The following is a 14,116-nucleotide window of genomic DNA, read 5'->3' as shown; positions in this document are numbered from 1 at the left end:
TGCACATGCACGTCAATCGACCGGGACGGCGATATCGGTCGACGTGGTGCGACCGCGTAGCACTCTAGAGTCGACGACTCGCCACCGCCGCGACTCCTCCTGACCGGCCATGACCAGTGCCGCGGCTGACGCGGCAACCCCGACCGACAGCTTGGCGACCTCGGTGAGCCGGGCGGCCTCGTTCACCGGGTCGCCGATCACCGTGTATTCGTAACGGCCAGGGTGACCGACGTTGCCCGCCACCGCCATGCCGGCCGACACCCCGATGCCGACCCTTATCGGCGCGCCGGGCGGATTCAGCAGGCCGTTGAGTTCACGCGCGGTCGCCAGCGCGTGCGAGGCGCAGTCGACGTCGTCGACGGGAGCGCCGAAAATCGCCAGTGCGGCGTCCCCTTCGAACTTGTTGACAAGACCCCGGTTTTGTTCGACGACGTTCACCACCACCGCGAAGAAGTCGTTGAGCGTCGCCAACAAATCGGTTGGCTCCAGCGTGGTGGCCAGTCGTGTCGAGCCGACCAGATCCACGAACAACACCGCGACTTCGCGGTTGAGGCCCCCCATCTCAATCTGGCCGCCGGCGGCGAGTTGCTCGGCCAAACGAGCCACATCGTGGCCGACGTGGCGGCCGAACAGGTCGCGCAGCCGTTCGCGTTCCCGCAGCCCGGCCGCCATCGTGTTGAAGCCGGCCTGCAACAGTCCCAGCTCGGACGTGTCGAAAACGGCTACGGACACGTCGAATTGGCCGCGCTGAACCAATTGCATGCCGCGCGTCACGTCATCGATGGGGTCGGCTATGGCCGACCCGGTGAATGCCGCGACCACCAGGCCGCAGGCCATGGCGCAGCCGCCGAGTACCAGCACGGTGAGCGCGAGACGGTGCGCCGGATAGTCGACGGCCAAGGCGCTGGCGGCGACCAGTATGACCATCAGGAGCGGTGCGCCCGTTCCGATCACCCAGGCGCTCACCGCACGCAGCCGAAGGCCTGGTCCCTCTGGTTGTGTCGGTGGGTGGCCGGTGAGCAGCTTGGCTGTTGTCGGTCGCAGCGCGATCTTGCACATCCAGTAGGACAGTGCGGTTGTCACGATCGCGCCCAGGATCATCGACACGCCCAGCGTTGCCGCCAGCCACGGTGTGCCGAGATTGATGAGCACGAAAACCGCGCTGGCCGTGGACCACACGGTCCCGTGGACGACCGCCATTCTCCTCGGTATGGCCAACACGACGCGCCGCGCGGTGGCATCGCTCGCACCCGCCGGCAGGCTCATCCACAGGTAACCGAAGATGACCGCGAGAGGCAGGCTGGTCGCGCAATAGCTTAGCGCCGCAACGATGTTGAGCTTCAGCACGTGTTGTTGTGCGAGCGCTGTGCCGGTCGGTAGGCCCCAGAGGGCCAGTGCGGCGATCACCGCCGCGCCGACAAGTGTCGGGATGACTGCGCCGGATATCAGCAGTGGTCTTCCGGCGGGAGCGAACGGCGAGCGCAGCCGCCGCCGGACCGGCCTCACGGCGACGTCGGGGCAGCGCCCACGCGTTCCCGCCAGTTCTCCACCATGACCAGTCGCCCCGATGAGGCGAGCGTCATGAACAACGTGTCGCCATCGGCGCTCACGGCGACGTTGGTGGTCATCGGGTCGTCGGCCGGAATGGCGCCCGACAGTTCGCCGGTCGGGGAGAAGACGGTGACACCGCCCGTCCCGAGGGTCGCGACGAGGATCCGGCCGGCCGCGTCCACACAGAGGCCGTCCGCCCCACCGATATTCAGCGGGCCACCGCTGGGCACCGTGGCCAGACCGCGCGCCCTGGACACCGCTCCCGGCCCGTCGAGCGTGAATTCCCAGACTCGCCGCGTGCGCGTCTCCGCCACGTAGAGCAACGTCCCATCCGGGGACAGGGCCACGCCGTTGGGCATCTCGAGCGGGTAGACGATCTCGCGAAGCCCACCGTCGACGGTGCCGTAGAGCAGTCCCGTCATGCCGCGGTTGCGGTTGCGCGTGGCGCCGCCGTCGGTGACATAGAAGCCACCATCGCCGTCAACGCAGATGTCGCTGGGCCGCATCAGCGGCACCGTGCTGCCGGAGCGCGTGGCGAATTCGGTGAACAGGGTGCTGACCCGACCGTCGGCTTCGACCAGCTGCAGCGCGGGAACGACGGGGTGGTCGGGCGGCCCCACCGGCCGGAAAAGCGTTGTGCAACCGTCGAAGTCGTACGGCCACGGGCCTTGCCCGAAGGTGGAACCGCCGTTCTGGCAGACCACCAGCCGGCCGCCCGGAAGCCGGGCCAGCCCGTTGGGGCCACCGCCGGTCTCGGCGACCGTCTCGGTGACGCCATCGGGGCGGACGCGGGTGATTCTGCCCGCCGCCATCTCCGACACCACGACGGAACCGTCGTCGTAGACGACCGGGCTTTCGGGGAAGGCGAGCCCCTCGGCTAGGCAACGGTGAGTGCTCACGGCCGCGTTTCCCCGTCGGCTTTGCTCTGCCACCAAGCCGTGAAGACCGGGTCGGCCAGCGGCAGGTCACCCACCCCGGTCTGCTTTCGTGGCCAGGATGCGGCTTCTTGTGTCAAGGGCGACGACTTGCGGCTCACGCCGTAGAACAGGCGATGCCTTCGGTGCAGGAAAAGCCAACGCCCGCAGTGCCGCTCGTAGTGGTCTTCGTACTTGATGAGCTGTTCGACAAACCCCTCGGCGTGGGTCTGCGCAAAGCACTGGGCCCAGACCTGCCCGTGAGCGCGGTCGTCGGCGTCCAGCTCGACGAGGTGGTTAGCGACAAGGATGACCGCGAACACGCTCGCGTCGAGGCTGGCCGACATCAGCCGGCGGAGCGCCTCGCGGCCCTCACCGTGCTCACCGAAGCGGGCGTGCGGGACGAACAATTCGGCCATCGCGTCGACATTCCGGGCCTCGATCGCGGCGGCATAGCGGTAGGGCAGTTGACGAATCTCTTCCTTCGTCAACAGGTCCCGGACTTCGGCGTCGTGCATCGGGACTAGGGCACCGGGGTCGGCGGGCCGAGTATGTAGCGGCCCGATTGCGGGTGGTGATACCAGCCGCCGGCCGCCGACGTTCCGCCGTCGACATGCAGCGTCTGCCCGGTCACGTACGCGCTGAGATCGCTGGCGAGGAAGATTGCGGCCCCGGCCATTTCGTCGACGTGGCCGGCCCGACCCATCGGCACCATGAGTTTGGCGTTCTCGACGCCGTTGGGCGCCATCTTCTGCAGGCTCTCGGTGAGCGTGAAGTCCGGCGCGAGCCCGTTTACGCGGATGTTGTGCGGTGCCAGTTCGAGCGCGGCGGTCTTGGTGAAGTTGACCACGCCCGCCTTGGCCGCGGCATAGGCGGCAAATCCGGGCGCGGCCCGTATCGCCTCGATCGTGCTGATGTTGATGACGCAGCCGCCTCGTCCAGCCTCGACCAGGGCCCGCGCGACGCGCTGCGTACAGAGCAGGACCTGGGTCAAATTGATCCGGATCAGCGCATCCCAGCCGTTGGGAGAGGTGTCCAGCAGGCCGGACCAGAAGACGCCGCCGGCATTGTTGACCAGGATGGTCGGAAGTCCTAGCTCTTCGACGGTGGTGGCCAGGGCCGCGTCGACCTGCTCGGCGTCGCGTACGTCGGTGGCGCACGCGAGGCCGCCGATGCGCGCGGCCACTGCCGCGGCGCTCTGCTGGTCCCTTTCCCAGATGGCCACCCGTGCACCGAATTCGGCGAAGGCCGCGGCGACCGCGCTTCCGATCCCGCCGCCCCCACCCGTGACGACGGCGACCCGGCCGTCCAGCGATGCGGCGTTCCGGTGCAGCGTCATTCGCTTCTCCTCACGCCCATCGGACCGCGTTGGGGAGGTACCCACCAGCTCGCGGCGAGTGACAGATTAACATTGAGTGTTCCGTTATCCAATCGAGTGATCGCGGGTCTGAAACTGGGTCTGTAGCGATCGGACAAACGGCAGTCAGCGGCCGCGAAAGTTCGGGTCGCGTCGCTCGGTGAAGGCCGCCATTCCCTCGGCGACGTCGTCGGTCGCGGCGACCTGCTCCACCAACAGCGCCTCGGTGCGGAAAGCGGCATCGCGGTCGACGTCGAACGCCTGGTTCAGCATCGCCTTGGCCGCCGCCAACGCTCGGGTCGGCCCGCTCGCGAGCCGTTGGGCCCAGGCGGCCGCCTCGGCTTCGAGGTCGTCGGCGGCGACGACCTTATTGGCCAGGCCGATGCGCTCGGCCTCCGCCGCGGACAGCTCCTCGCCGAAAAACAGCAGCTGCTTTGCGACGTTGAACGGGACCTTGCGCGCCAGCAGGTAGGCGGCACCGCCGTCCGGCGCGAGCCCGCGCCGCGCGAAAAGCTCGATGATGCGGGCATTTTCGGAGGCCACGATGAGGTCGCAGGCCAGCACCATGCTGGCGCCCACTCCGGCGGCGATCCCGTTGAGCGCGCACAGCACGGGCTTCTCGCAGTCCAGCAACGCGGACACCACCGCCTGAGACCCGGTGCGCAGGATACGGGCGGCGTCGCCGGCAACGCGATCCTTCTTGGGCTGCATTCCGGGGTCCCGCAGGTTCGGTCCCGTACAAAAATGCTTGTCACCGCGGCCGGTGAGCACCACTGCCCTGACACTGGGCTCGTCGGATGCCGACCGCAGGTTTTCGATGAGGGCCTGCTGCACCGCCCGCGTCACCGAATTGCCGGCCTCGGGGCGGTCCAAGACCAACCAGAGCACCGCGCCTTCGGTGCGGACTGAAAGGCCGGGAGTCACAGCCGCATCGGCACGCTGGCGGGGCCGCGCACGGAATTGGTGTGCACGTACGTCACCGCGCCCTCGTCGACATCCCAGGTGGGGAACCGCTTCAATGTCTCTTCCAGCGCGACCCGGGCCTCGAGGCGGGCCAGCGCCGCGCCCAGGCAGAAGTGGGAGCCGTGGCCGAAGCTGATGTGGCGGATCCCCGCGCGCTCGACGTCGAGGACGTCTGGATTCTCGTATTGGCGTTCGTCGCGGCCCGCCGACCCGGTCAGCAGGGCAACGCGCGAGCCCGCGGGGATGAGCGTGCCGTTGTAGGAGACGTCGCGTTTCGTGTAGCGGCCCTGTACGGGCGACGGCGCGTCGTAACGCAGCAGTTCCTCGACGGCGTTGCCGATCAGGTCGGGGCGGTCGACCAGCTTAGCCCGCTGGTCGGGGTGCCGCGCCAGTGTCAACGCGGCCCATCCCAGCAGACGCGCAACCGTCTCGTTGCCGGCGACGTTGATCATCGCGATGAACATCAAGACTTCACCATCGTCCAGGCGACGGGTCTCGCGGCCCGCCTGGACCAGGTCGGACGTCATCAGGTTGCCGACGATGTCGTCGGTCGGTGCGGCCCGCCGTTGCTGAATCTGATCGGCGTAGTAGCCCAGCAGCTTCGCGTTGGCCTGCTGGCCCTCCTCACTCAGCTGGGTCGTGCCCTCGTCGCGGTGGAGCTGGGCATCCGACCATTCGCGAAGGTTGTCGTGGTCTTCTTCGGGGAAACCCAGGAGCGAGCTGATCACCATCACCGGTAACTTCATGGAGAAGTCGCGCACGTAGTCAAACCCTTTGCTGCCGATGAACCCATCCAGGTAGGCGCAGCACAACGAGCGGACCCGGTCCTCGAGCTGGGCGATCTGGGTGCGAAAGAACGTGCGATTGACCATCTTTCGCAGCGCGGTGTGGTCGGGTGGATCCATCATGATTATCGCGCGGGGCGGCGCCCATGGCTCGTCGGTGATCGCGTCGAGCGTGATCCCGTGCGACGAGGAAAACGTCTCGGTATCCAGCGAGGCTTCCATCACGTCAGCGAACCGGCTCAAAGCGTAGAACCCGTACTGGTCGTTGTAGTAAGTTGGCGCTTCGTCGCGCAGCCGTTTCCAGACGCCGTACGGATTCTGGTGCAACGCGCGGTCGAACGGATCCCAACGTAACTCGATCGTCGTCATCGGCACCGCCCCTTCCCAAAAGAACACTAGTACATAATCTGTATAGTTGCACCATGCTGACGACGCGGTGATCGTCTGCCCGGTGTTGAGGAGGACAAACGATGGAAACGCGAGAACTCGAGCACGTGATCTACCAGAAGGACGGCCCGATTGCGCGGATCATCCTCAACAACCCCGATGCCGCCAACGCGCAGTCCTCCGAAATGGTCCACAGCGTCAACGAGGCGCTGGACGACGCGCAGTACGACTATGACATCAAGGTCGTCATCATCAAGGCCAATGGCAAAGGGTTCTGCTCCGGCCACATCCCGACCGGCGCCTACCCGGAATTCATGGCCGAACTGCAGGCGTCCGGAAAGGTATGGCGTTCCGCCGCGCAGTTGTTCCTGTGGCCGGTGCTGAAGTTGTGGGAGTTCCCCAAGCCGGTGATCGCCCAGGTGCACGGCTACGCGATCGGCGGGGGCACGACCTGGGCGCTGATCCCGGAGATCACCGTCTGCTCCGAGGACGCCTGGTTCCAGATGCCCTTGGTGCCGGGCTTCGGGCTGCCGGGCGCCGAGACCATGTTCGAGCCGTGGGTGTTCATGAACTACAAGCGCGCCGCCGAATACCTGTACACCGCGCAGCGGTTGAGCGCCGCGGAAGCGCTCGAGTTCGGTCTGGTGAACCGGGTGGTCCCCGCAGACCAGCTCGAGGCTACCGTCGAGGAACTGGCCGCACAGATCGCCAAGGCGCCCCTGATCACGTTGCAGGCCGTCAAGTCCGGCGTCATCCGTGCGTGGGAGACGATGGGGTTCCGTACCCACCAACAGGCGACCAACGACCTGCAGGCGATGGTGACCGGCAGCAAAGAGTTCCAGGAATTCATGGCGGAGCTGATGAAGAAGGGCTCCAAGCCCACCGAGCGTATCTAGCCATGCCTTTGAAACCGATCATTCGCTTCGGCGGTGACGAGCGCACCGAGTCACTGCGAGCCTCCATCCGCGAGTGGCTGGCGCACAATCTCCCGGACGAATTCCGCTGCACTGCCGCGAATCCCGACTACCTGCCGCGCGAGGCTCACGAGCGTGCGGTCGCGTTCTGCAGGAACTTGCACGAGCAGGGCTGGTTCGTGCCGCATTGGCCGGCCGAGTACGAAGGCGGCGGACGCGGGATCGTCGAACAGGTGGTCATCCGTGAGGAACTCGCTTACGCGGGCGCACCGCTGGTGAACACCAACGGTGTCAACATGTTGGCGCCGGTGTTGTTCAAATACGGCACGCCCGAACAAAAAGCGGAGCATCTGCCGACCATTGCGCGTTCGGAACGGATGTGGGCACAAGGGTATTCGGAGCCGGAGGCAGGCTCGGACCTGGCGTCGCTGCGCATGACGGCCCGGCGAGACGGCGACGACTATGTTCTCGATGGGCAGAAGACCTGGACCAGCAACGGCGTGCTGGCCGACTGGATCTTTGTGCTGGCCCGCACCTCGCCGGTGGCGGACAAGCGCCAGGCTGGGATCTCGTTCTTCCTCGTCGACCTGCAGACTCCGGGGATCACGCGCCGGCCCATCCGATCCATGACCGGCTATCCGACGTTTGCGGAGGAATTCTTCGACGGTGTGCGGGTGCCGGCCGCCAATCTTGTCGGGGCGGAGGGCGAGGGCTGGACGGTCGGGAAGGCGCTGCTCGACGCCGAGCGGTCGAACGTCACCAGGGCGGCCCAGGCGCAGCGCTATCTCGATGAGCTCATCGACTGGTGTCAGGCGCAGAAGGGCTCAACGCACGACCCGCTGTCTGATCCGGCCAACCGCATCGCGTTGGCCCGCGCCGTCGAACGCGTCGAGGTGGGCCGAGCCCTGTCGTATCGGGTCGCGTACCAACAGGCTGCCGGCGCGCTGGATCCCGCGCTGCCGTCGTTGTCGAAGCTGTATCACTCCGAACTGACCGCGGAACTGCGCGGCCTCGGGGCCCAGATCCTGGGTCCGGCAGGCGAACTCATGCCGGACGACCCCGGCGCCGTGCTCGACGGGCACTTCTCCGAGGGTTTGTTGCTGTCGCTACTTCACACGATCGGCGGCGGCACCAGCGAGATCCAACGCGACCTGATCTCGACGGTCGGTTTGGGCATGCCGCGCTGACGTCAGGAGTATCCGGCTCGTCCCTCGGCGGCCGCCGAACGTTGTTGCGCCACGGTCGCCATCGCCAGCTCGAGCGGATGGAACGCGGCGAGCTGAGCAGACTCTGCGGAATTGATCAGCCGCTTGGTCATCTCCACCGCCCCGGCATCGGCCCGGGAAAGTTCGTCAGCGATGGCCAGCGCGCGGCTGACGGCGGACCCGGGTTCAACGATCTCGGTCACCAGCCCAAGTTGCTCGGCCTGGCTGGCCGGCAATCGTGTTCCCCGTAGCAGTAACGAAGCAGCGCGGTTGCGGCCCAGCTGCTGGGTTAAGCGCCAGGCCAATCCGCCGTCGGGCACGACCGCACGCGCGACGAACGGGGCAGCGAAGAATGCATCTGAAGCACATACGACTAGGTCGCACGACAGCGCCAGGCTCCAGCCGAGGCCAACGGCGGCGCCCTCGACCGCTGCGATGGTCGGTACGGGAACCGCTTTGAGTTGCTCCATTACCCGTTGGGCGTGTTCGACGCGGGCCGCTGGTCCCAGCGGTCCGCTGCCGCGCGCCGGCCCGGTCTTCAAATCTCCTCCGGCGCTGAAAAAGTCGCCCGCGCCGGCCAAGACTACGCCGCGATCGCCGTACGCGACCACCCCGCCGAGCGCGATCGACAGCTCGGTCCAGGTTTCGTAGCACAGGGCGTTGCGCTGGTGTGGCCGGTTAAGGAAAAGGACGGCGATGCCGTCTTGGTCTTCGCGGCGGATCAGTGGATCGTTTGCTGTCACTGGCGGCCAAGGAACTTGTCGATGGCGGCCCGGTGTTCGGGTGTGGTGAAACACTCCGTCTCGGCCGAGATCCCGTATTCGAGGATGCCGGTGATCGCGCGCTGGGCGTGCAAGTTCAGCGTCCGCTTGGTGTCCTGCACCGCCCGGGGTGGCAATGCGGCGAGGCGGTGGGCAATAGACAGCCCTTCCTGCTTGATCTCCGCGTGCGGCACGACCCGGTTGGCCAAGCCCAACTCGACCGCCTTGTCGGCCTTGATGCGTTCGCCGAGCATCAGATACTCCTTTGCCTTCAGCAGGCTCATCAACAGCGGCCACAGCACAGATCCGCCGTCGCCGGCGACCAGGCCGCTGGCGACGTGAGTGTCGGCGAAGAACGCGCGATCGGACATCAGGACGATGTCGCACAACACTGCGATGCTGCACCCGAACCCGACCGCGGGCCCGTTGACGGCCGCGACGACGGGCAGGGGAAAGTCGATCATGTCGCGCACGATGCGGCGGGCGTCGCGCATGCCGGCGCGCCGCGTGACGGGGTTGTTTACGTGGGTTTCCAACCACTCCACGAGGTTTCCGCCGGCGGAGAAGTAGTCGCCCGTGCCGGTGATCAGCACCGCCCGCGCGTCCGGATCCTCGGCCAGGGTTGCCCACAATCTCGTAAATGCCGTGTGCATCCTGTTGTTGACTGCATTGGCGTCGTCGGGATTGTTCAGCGTCACGACCCGGACTGGACCGTCGGCGGCCACGAGGATCTCGTCGCAGCCGGTCAGTTCCCGCGTGCCCTGCGGTAGTTCGGTCATGGGCCGTCAGCCGTCCTCTTGCGGCGCCAGCCACGCCGATCGTCTGGTCTGGACGAACGCGTCTCGATCGCGGCTGACCGCCCAATCCGGAGATCGCTTCTGCAGGAAGGCAGTGAACGCCTCGATCTGTTCGGCGGTTCCCATTGAGGACCAGTAGCCCGTCACGTCGACTTGCGGTAGCGCGCGCGCCATTTCGCGTTTGACGGCCGCGCGCGCGGCGGGGCCCGTCTTTCGGACCCTTTCAAGCAATGCGTCGACCTCCGACCGCAGGGCGTCGTGCGCAACGACCTTGCCGACCAGCCCGAGACGCTCGGCTTCGGTCGCATCGACCCAATCATTGCCGTAGAGCAGGTGATTGGCGCGCAGGGTGCCCAGCCTCTGCGGCAGGCGGGCGGCGACGAACGCCTCATACACGCCGCGGGTAAGGTCCGGGACCCGGAACCGGGCGCGGTGGGAGGCGACGACGAGGTCGGCAAACAATGTCATTACCAAGCCGCCACCCATGGCGATGCCGTTGACGGCGCAAACGACGAGTTTCGGTATCTTGCCCAGCGTTTCGAACGGTGTTCCGTCGTAGGACTCGGTGAACGCGTCCCACCTGCGATCCGGATTCTGCACCGCGTTCATGTCGCCGCCCGCGCAGAACACGTCGCCCGTCCCGGTGATAACCAGGAAGTTCAGGTCGGGTTCGTCGGCAACGATCATCGCTGCCCGTTTGATCCCGTGATAGCCGTCCGCGGTGAGGGCGTTCTTCTTCTCCGGTCGCTTGATGGTGACGGTCAGGGTGTCGCCGTCGATCGTGCCTTCGAGCTCTGAGGCACAGAGGTCGACGTCGACGGAATCCGGTAGCGCGTTCACCGCGCCTCGATCACGGCGAGCAGTTCGCCGACGGCATAGCTTGCCCCAGCGCTGACCTTCCATGTGACGATGCCACTGGCCGGCGCCTCGATGTCCATCTCGACCTTGTCGGTGGCGATCTGGTAGAGCGCATCCCCTTCGCAGACGTGGGCGCCGTCCGCCACGTAGATATCGGTCACCTCCGCCTCGGTGATCGCGTCGCCCGGCTTGGGCATCCGCACCTCCGTCACACGATCCTCCTGACGGCTTCGACGAGTCGCGCGGCGTCGGGGCGGCAGGCGGCTTCCAGTGTCGCCGCCCGCGGGACGGGTGTGTAGGTGCCGGCCACGCGTTGGATCGGGCTCGCCAGCACGCCGAAAAGTTCCGTTCCAACGGCCGCGGCGATTTCGGCTCCCGGGCCGCAGAATCCGACGGACTCGTGGGCGACGACCAGGCGACGGGTCTTGCGGACGGATTCAAGGACGGTGGCCAGATCCAACGGCACCAGCGTGCGCAGGTCGACTACCTCCGTCGAAATACCTTGTGCGGCAAGCTGTTCAGCGGCGCCGAGCGCGGCGTGCACCAGGCTGCCGTAGGTGCAGATCGTGACGTCGGTGCCGGCGCGTTTGACGTCGGCCTGGCCGAGCGGGATCACGTAGTCGGCCGTGGGCACGGGTCCCTTGCCGCCGCCGTAATAGAGCTTCATCGACTCAATGAACAGGCACGGGTCTTGCTCTGCCAGGCAGGCGTTGAGCAACCCGACGGCGTCGGCGGCGGTGCTGGGCCACACGACCTTGATGCCCGGTGTGTGCATCGCCCAGGCCTCGAAGGCCTGGGAGTGCTGCGGGCCGGCCGCCGTGCCGACCATGGCGCGGATGACGACCGGGGCGCCCGTGCGGCCGCCGGACATGTACCGGATCTTGGCGGCATGGTTGGCGATCTGGTCCATGGCCACGGCGAGGAAGTCCATGAACATCAGCTCCGCAACCGGCCGCAGCCCGCCCAAGGCCGCACCCACCGCGGCGCCGATGATCGAAGACTCGGCGATCGGAGTGTCACGCACCCGGTGGGCGCCGTACTTCGTCGACAGCCCGGCGGTGATCTTGAACATGCCGCCCGACGGGTCGGCGATGTCCTCGCCGAGGAGCACGACCGAATCGTCGGCCGCCATCGCGCGGTCGAGCGTGCGGTGAATCGCCTGCACGAGGCCGAGGGTCTCCGTTTCCCCTTTAGGAATCGCGGCCCGCTCTGTCACCGGTGACGCGATCTCGATGGCATGCCCGGCGAACACGTCGCGGGTCAGTTCATCGGCATCGGGGGGGTCGGCGTCGCGCGCGGCGGCGAAGGCCGCGTCGATCTCGGCAACCAGCTCCACATCGATGCGGTCGAGATCGGCCTCGTCGGCCAGGCCTTCGTCGACGAGCCGCCGCCGATACCGGGCGAAGGGCGGGTCGGCGCGCTTGGCGGCCAGTTCGTCCGGATCGGCGTACGGCATCTGGTCGCCGAAGTAGTGCCCTTGCAGGCGGTAGGCGACGGCTTCGACGAACGACGGCCCGGCCCCCGAGCGGGCCCGCTCGGCCGCCTCGGCCACTGCCCGGTACACCGCATGCGGGTCCGTGCCGTCGACCGTGACACCGGGCATCGCGTAGCCCGCGGCCCGGTCGGACAATCGCGCCGTGCGGGTGTAGCCGGCCACCGGCGTGCATTCGGCCCACGCGTTGTTCTGGCAGAAGAACACCACCGGAAGCGCCCACAGCGCCGCCATGTTCATGGCCTCGTGGACGTAGCCGATGCTGGTCGCCCCGTCGCCGAAGCTCACCAGCACCACGCGGTCGCTGCCCTTGATGGCCTCCGCCAATGCGATCCCGTTCGCGATCAGCGGGCCGGCACCCACGATGCCGGTGGTCCAGGCGATGCCGTGGTCGGGGTCGTAGATGCCCATGGCGCCGGCCTTGCCCTTCGACAGGCCGGTGCCGCGGCCCAAGATCTCGGCGAAGTAGCCGGATAGGCCGATGCCCTTGGCCACCACGTCGCCGAGTCCGCGATAGGTGGTGACCAGTTGGTCGGTGCTCGACAGGGCGAGAGCTGCTCCGGCCGACATCGCCTCCTGGCCGTCCACCGGCCAGTAGCTCATCGCGATTTCACCGGAAGACAGCCCTTTTCGGATGCGCTGGTCGCTGTGGTGCACCTTGCTCATGAGGCGGTACAACTCGACCGCACGGTTGCTGCTCAGGGCCCGCGTTCCCATGTCTACCTGCGTGGCCATCACCCCTCCTTTGCGATGCGCACTCCGCCGACGAGCATACAATACAATATGACGATATTTGTTCAGTCGTTCGATGCCGGCTCAGACGCCAGTTGAGGAGAACTTCGACCACCATGCCCGAGCGACCAGCCCTGCAACCCGGTGACGGGCTGCCCACCCACGTGCACGGTGCCGCCGACCCCCGATTTGCCTGCGCAGTCAAGACGTTTGCCAAGCTGTTTCCCGGCCCACGGTATGGCGGTGGGGCGTTGTGCGTCTATGTCGATGGGGAGCCCGTCGTCGACGTGTGGACCGGCTGGTCGGATCGCGAGGGCACGGTGCCCTGGACCGCGGACGCCGGCGCAATGGTCTTCTCCGCCGGCAAGGGGGTGGCATCAACGGTCCTGCACCGGCTCGCCGACCGGGGGCTGCTTTCCTACGACGCCCCCATCGCGCAGTACTGGCCCGAATTCGGCGCCAACGGCAAGTCCGACATCGCCGTGCGCGACATGATGCGTCACACGACGGGCCTGTCCCGGCTCGGGACCATCACCACCGAGCAGTTGCTCGATCACCGGTTCATGGAAGAGCGGCTGGCCGCGGCGCCGGTTGACCGCCACGCGGGCCGGGCGGCGTATCACGCGTTCACGTTCGGATGGTTGGCATCCGGATTGGCCCGCGCGATCACCGGCAAGGGCATGCGCGAGTTGTTCCGCACGGAGATTGCGGGGCCACTGGACACCGACGGTATCCATCTGGGGCGTCCACCGGCCGACGCGCCCACGAAGGCCGCGCAGACCCTGTTCCCGCAACGCTTCTCGGGCGGTCCGGTACTCGGCCGGCTGATCTCGCTGATGGCCAGACTGCCGGTTCCCGGCCCGCTCGGCGCGACCTACGTACCCGGTATCACCTCGCTGGTGCAGGGCGACATGGCGCTGCTGGACAGCGAGATCCCCGCGGTGAACGCGGTGGTGACCGCACGGGGGCTGGCCAAGATGTACGGGGCGCTCACCAACGGAGGACGTATCGACGGGCAGCGATTCCTCTCAGAGGAATTGGTGGCGTCGCTGACGGGCAGGCGCAGCTTTCGGCCGGACCTCAACGTCTTCTTCCCGATGTCATTCCACCAGGGCTACCACGGATCACCGGTGCCGGGCCTGCTGCGGGGCTTTGGGCATGCCGGTCTGGGCGGCACCATCGGCTGGGCCGACCCCGTCAGCAAGAGCTCATTCGGCTTCGTGCACAACCGGCTGCTGACGCCGATGGTTGCCGACCAACTCCTCTTCGTGCCGCTGCTGGTACCGCTGCAGCGTGCCGTCAACGAGGCACACGGCAGCGACCTCGTCACCGTGCCACGCTTCGGCGCACGAATCTCCGGCGAGGCGCTCACCGAAACCGCTGGCCGCTGACCGGACAAC

14 protein-coding genes are annotated in these 14,116 nt (G+C 67.1%); 3 read left to right on the top strand and 11 right to left on the bottom strand.

Translation table 11 applies throughout. The annotated features are described in order from the left end of the window. Nucleotides 1–12: 12 nt before the first annotated feature. The 6 genes from BRW65_RS00640 to BRW65_RS00615 all read right to left on the bottom strand — a co-directional run bounded on the left by BRW65_RS00640 (nt 13) and on the right by BRW65_RS00615 (nt 5,939). Nucleotides 13–1,506: an adenylate/guanylate cyclase domain-containing protein gene (locus BRW65_RS00640; RefSeq protein ID WP_084187621.1), complete on the bottom strand. Its 1,494-nt coding sequence runs from the start codon at nt 1,504–1,506 to the stop codon at nt 13–15. Continuing rightward, entirely contained in the window at nt 1,503–2,450 is a 948-nt protein-coding gene (locus BRW65_RS00635) for an SMP-30/gluconolactonase/LRE family protein (protein ID WP_073870061.1), read from the bottom strand. The genes BRW65_RS00640 and BRW65_RS00635 overlap by 4 nt, the downstream gene beginning before the upstream one ends. Further along, entirely contained in the window at nt 2,447–2,983 is a 537-nt protein-coding gene (locus BRW65_RS00630) for a nuclear transport factor 2 family protein (protein ID WP_073870059.1), read from the bottom strand. Before BRW65_RS00630 ends, BRW65_RS00635 begins: the two co-directional genes overlap by 4 nt. A gap of 5 nt (nt 2,984–2,988) precedes the next feature. Beyond that, nucleotides 2,989–3,804 (bottom strand): SDR family NAD(P)-dependent oxidoreductase, encoded by an 816-nt coding sequence (locus BRW65_RS00625; protein WP_073870057.1) that lies wholly within the window; start codon nt 3,802–3,804, stop codon nt 2,989–2,991. 144 nt (nt 3,805–3,948) lie between these two features. Beyond that, nucleotides 3,949–4,746 (bottom strand): enoyl-CoA hydratase/isomerase family protein, encoded by a 798-nt coding sequence (locus tag BRW65_RS00620; protein WP_073870055.1) that lies wholly within the window; start codon nt 4,744–4,746, stop codon nt 3,949–3,951. After that, nucleotides 4,743–5,939, bottom strand: a complete 1,197-nt coding sequence (locus tag BRW65_RS00615; protein ID WP_073870890.1) for a cytochrome P450 — start codon at nt 5,937–5,939, stop codon at nt 4,743–4,745. The genes BRW65_RS00620 and BRW65_RS00615 overlap by 4 nt, the downstream gene beginning before the upstream one ends. A 101-nt stretch (nt 5,940–6,040) precedes the next feature. Between BRW65_RS00615 and BRW65_RS00610 the strand changes: the two genes are divergently transcribed. Further along, nucleotides 6,041–6,853: an enoyl-CoA hydratase/isomerase family protein gene (locus BRW65_RS00610; protein ID WP_073870053.1), complete on the top strand. Its 813-nt coding sequence runs from the start codon at nt 6,041–6,043 to the stop codon at nt 6,851–6,853. A 2-nt stretch (nt 6,854–6,855) separates the two neighbouring features. Beyond that, the gene (locus tag BRW65_RS00605; RefSeq protein ID WP_073870051.1) at nt 6,856–8,058 is read left to right on the top strand and encodes an acyl-CoA dehydrogenase family protein; all 1,203 of its coding nucleotides are present in this window, start codon (nt 6,856–6,858) and stop codon (nt 8,056–8,058) included. Between the two features lie 2 nt (nt 8,059–8,060). Here BRW65_RS00605 and BRW65_RS00600 read toward each other — a convergent pair whose 3' ends face one another. From BRW65_RS00600 to BRW65_RS32745, 5 genes are read right to left on the bottom strand one after another with little or no spacing between them, the layout of a single operon-like run. Next, nucleotides 8,061–8,819, bottom strand: a complete 759-nt coding sequence (locus tag BRW65_RS00600; protein ID WP_073870049.1) for an enoyl-CoA hydratase/isomerase family protein — start codon at nt 8,817–8,819, stop codon at nt 8,061–8,063. Next, nucleotides 8,816–9,616, bottom strand: a complete 801-nt coding sequence (locus BRW65_RS00595; protein ID WP_073870047.1) for an enoyl-CoA hydratase/isomerase family protein — start codon at nt 9,614–9,616, stop codon at nt 8,816–8,818. The genes BRW65_RS00600 and BRW65_RS00595 overlap by 4 nt, the downstream gene beginning before the upstream one ends. 6 nt (nt 9,617–9,622) lie before the next feature. Continuing rightward, nucleotides 9,623–10,474, bottom strand: a complete 852-nt coding sequence (locus BRW65_RS00590) for an enoyl-CoA hydratase/isomerase family protein (RefSeq protein WP_073870045.1) — start codon at nt 10,472–10,474, stop codon at nt 9,623–9,625. Continuing rightward, nucleotides 10,471–10,704, bottom strand: a complete 234-nt coding sequence (locus tag BRW65_RS00585) for a lipoyl domain-containing protein (RefSeq protein ID WP_073870043.1) — start codon at nt 10,702–10,704, stop codon at nt 10,471–10,473. The genes BRW65_RS00590 and BRW65_RS00585 overlap by 4 nt, the downstream gene beginning before the upstream one ends. Further along, entirely contained in the window at nt 10,701–12,719 is a 2,019-nt protein-coding gene (locus tag BRW65_RS32745) for an alpha-ketoacid dehydrogenase subunit alpha/beta (protein WP_073870041.1), read from the bottom strand. The genes BRW65_RS00585 and BRW65_RS32745 overlap by 4 nt, the downstream gene beginning before the upstream one ends. Before the next feature lie 113 nt (nt 12,720–12,832). Here BRW65_RS32745 and BRW65_RS00575 point away from each other — a divergent pair, with 113 nt between their 5' ends. Further along, nucleotides 12,833–14,107, top strand: coding sequence for a serine hydrolase domain-containing protein (locus BRW65_RS00575; protein ID WP_073870039.1), 1,275 nt, complete (start codon nt 12,833–12,835; stop codon nt 14,105–14,107). Nucleotides 14,108–14,116: the final 9 nt, after the last annotated feature.

This window comes from Mycobacterium paraffinicum (assembly GCF_001907675.1).
In the GTDB taxonomy this organism is placed as follows: Bacteria; Actinomycetota; Actinomycetes; order Mycobacteriales; family Mycobacteriaceae; genus Mycobacterium; species Mycobacterium paraffinicum_A.
Note: the sequence above shows the minus strand (reverse complement) of the source record. Positions and strands in the feature narration are given on the sequence as shown.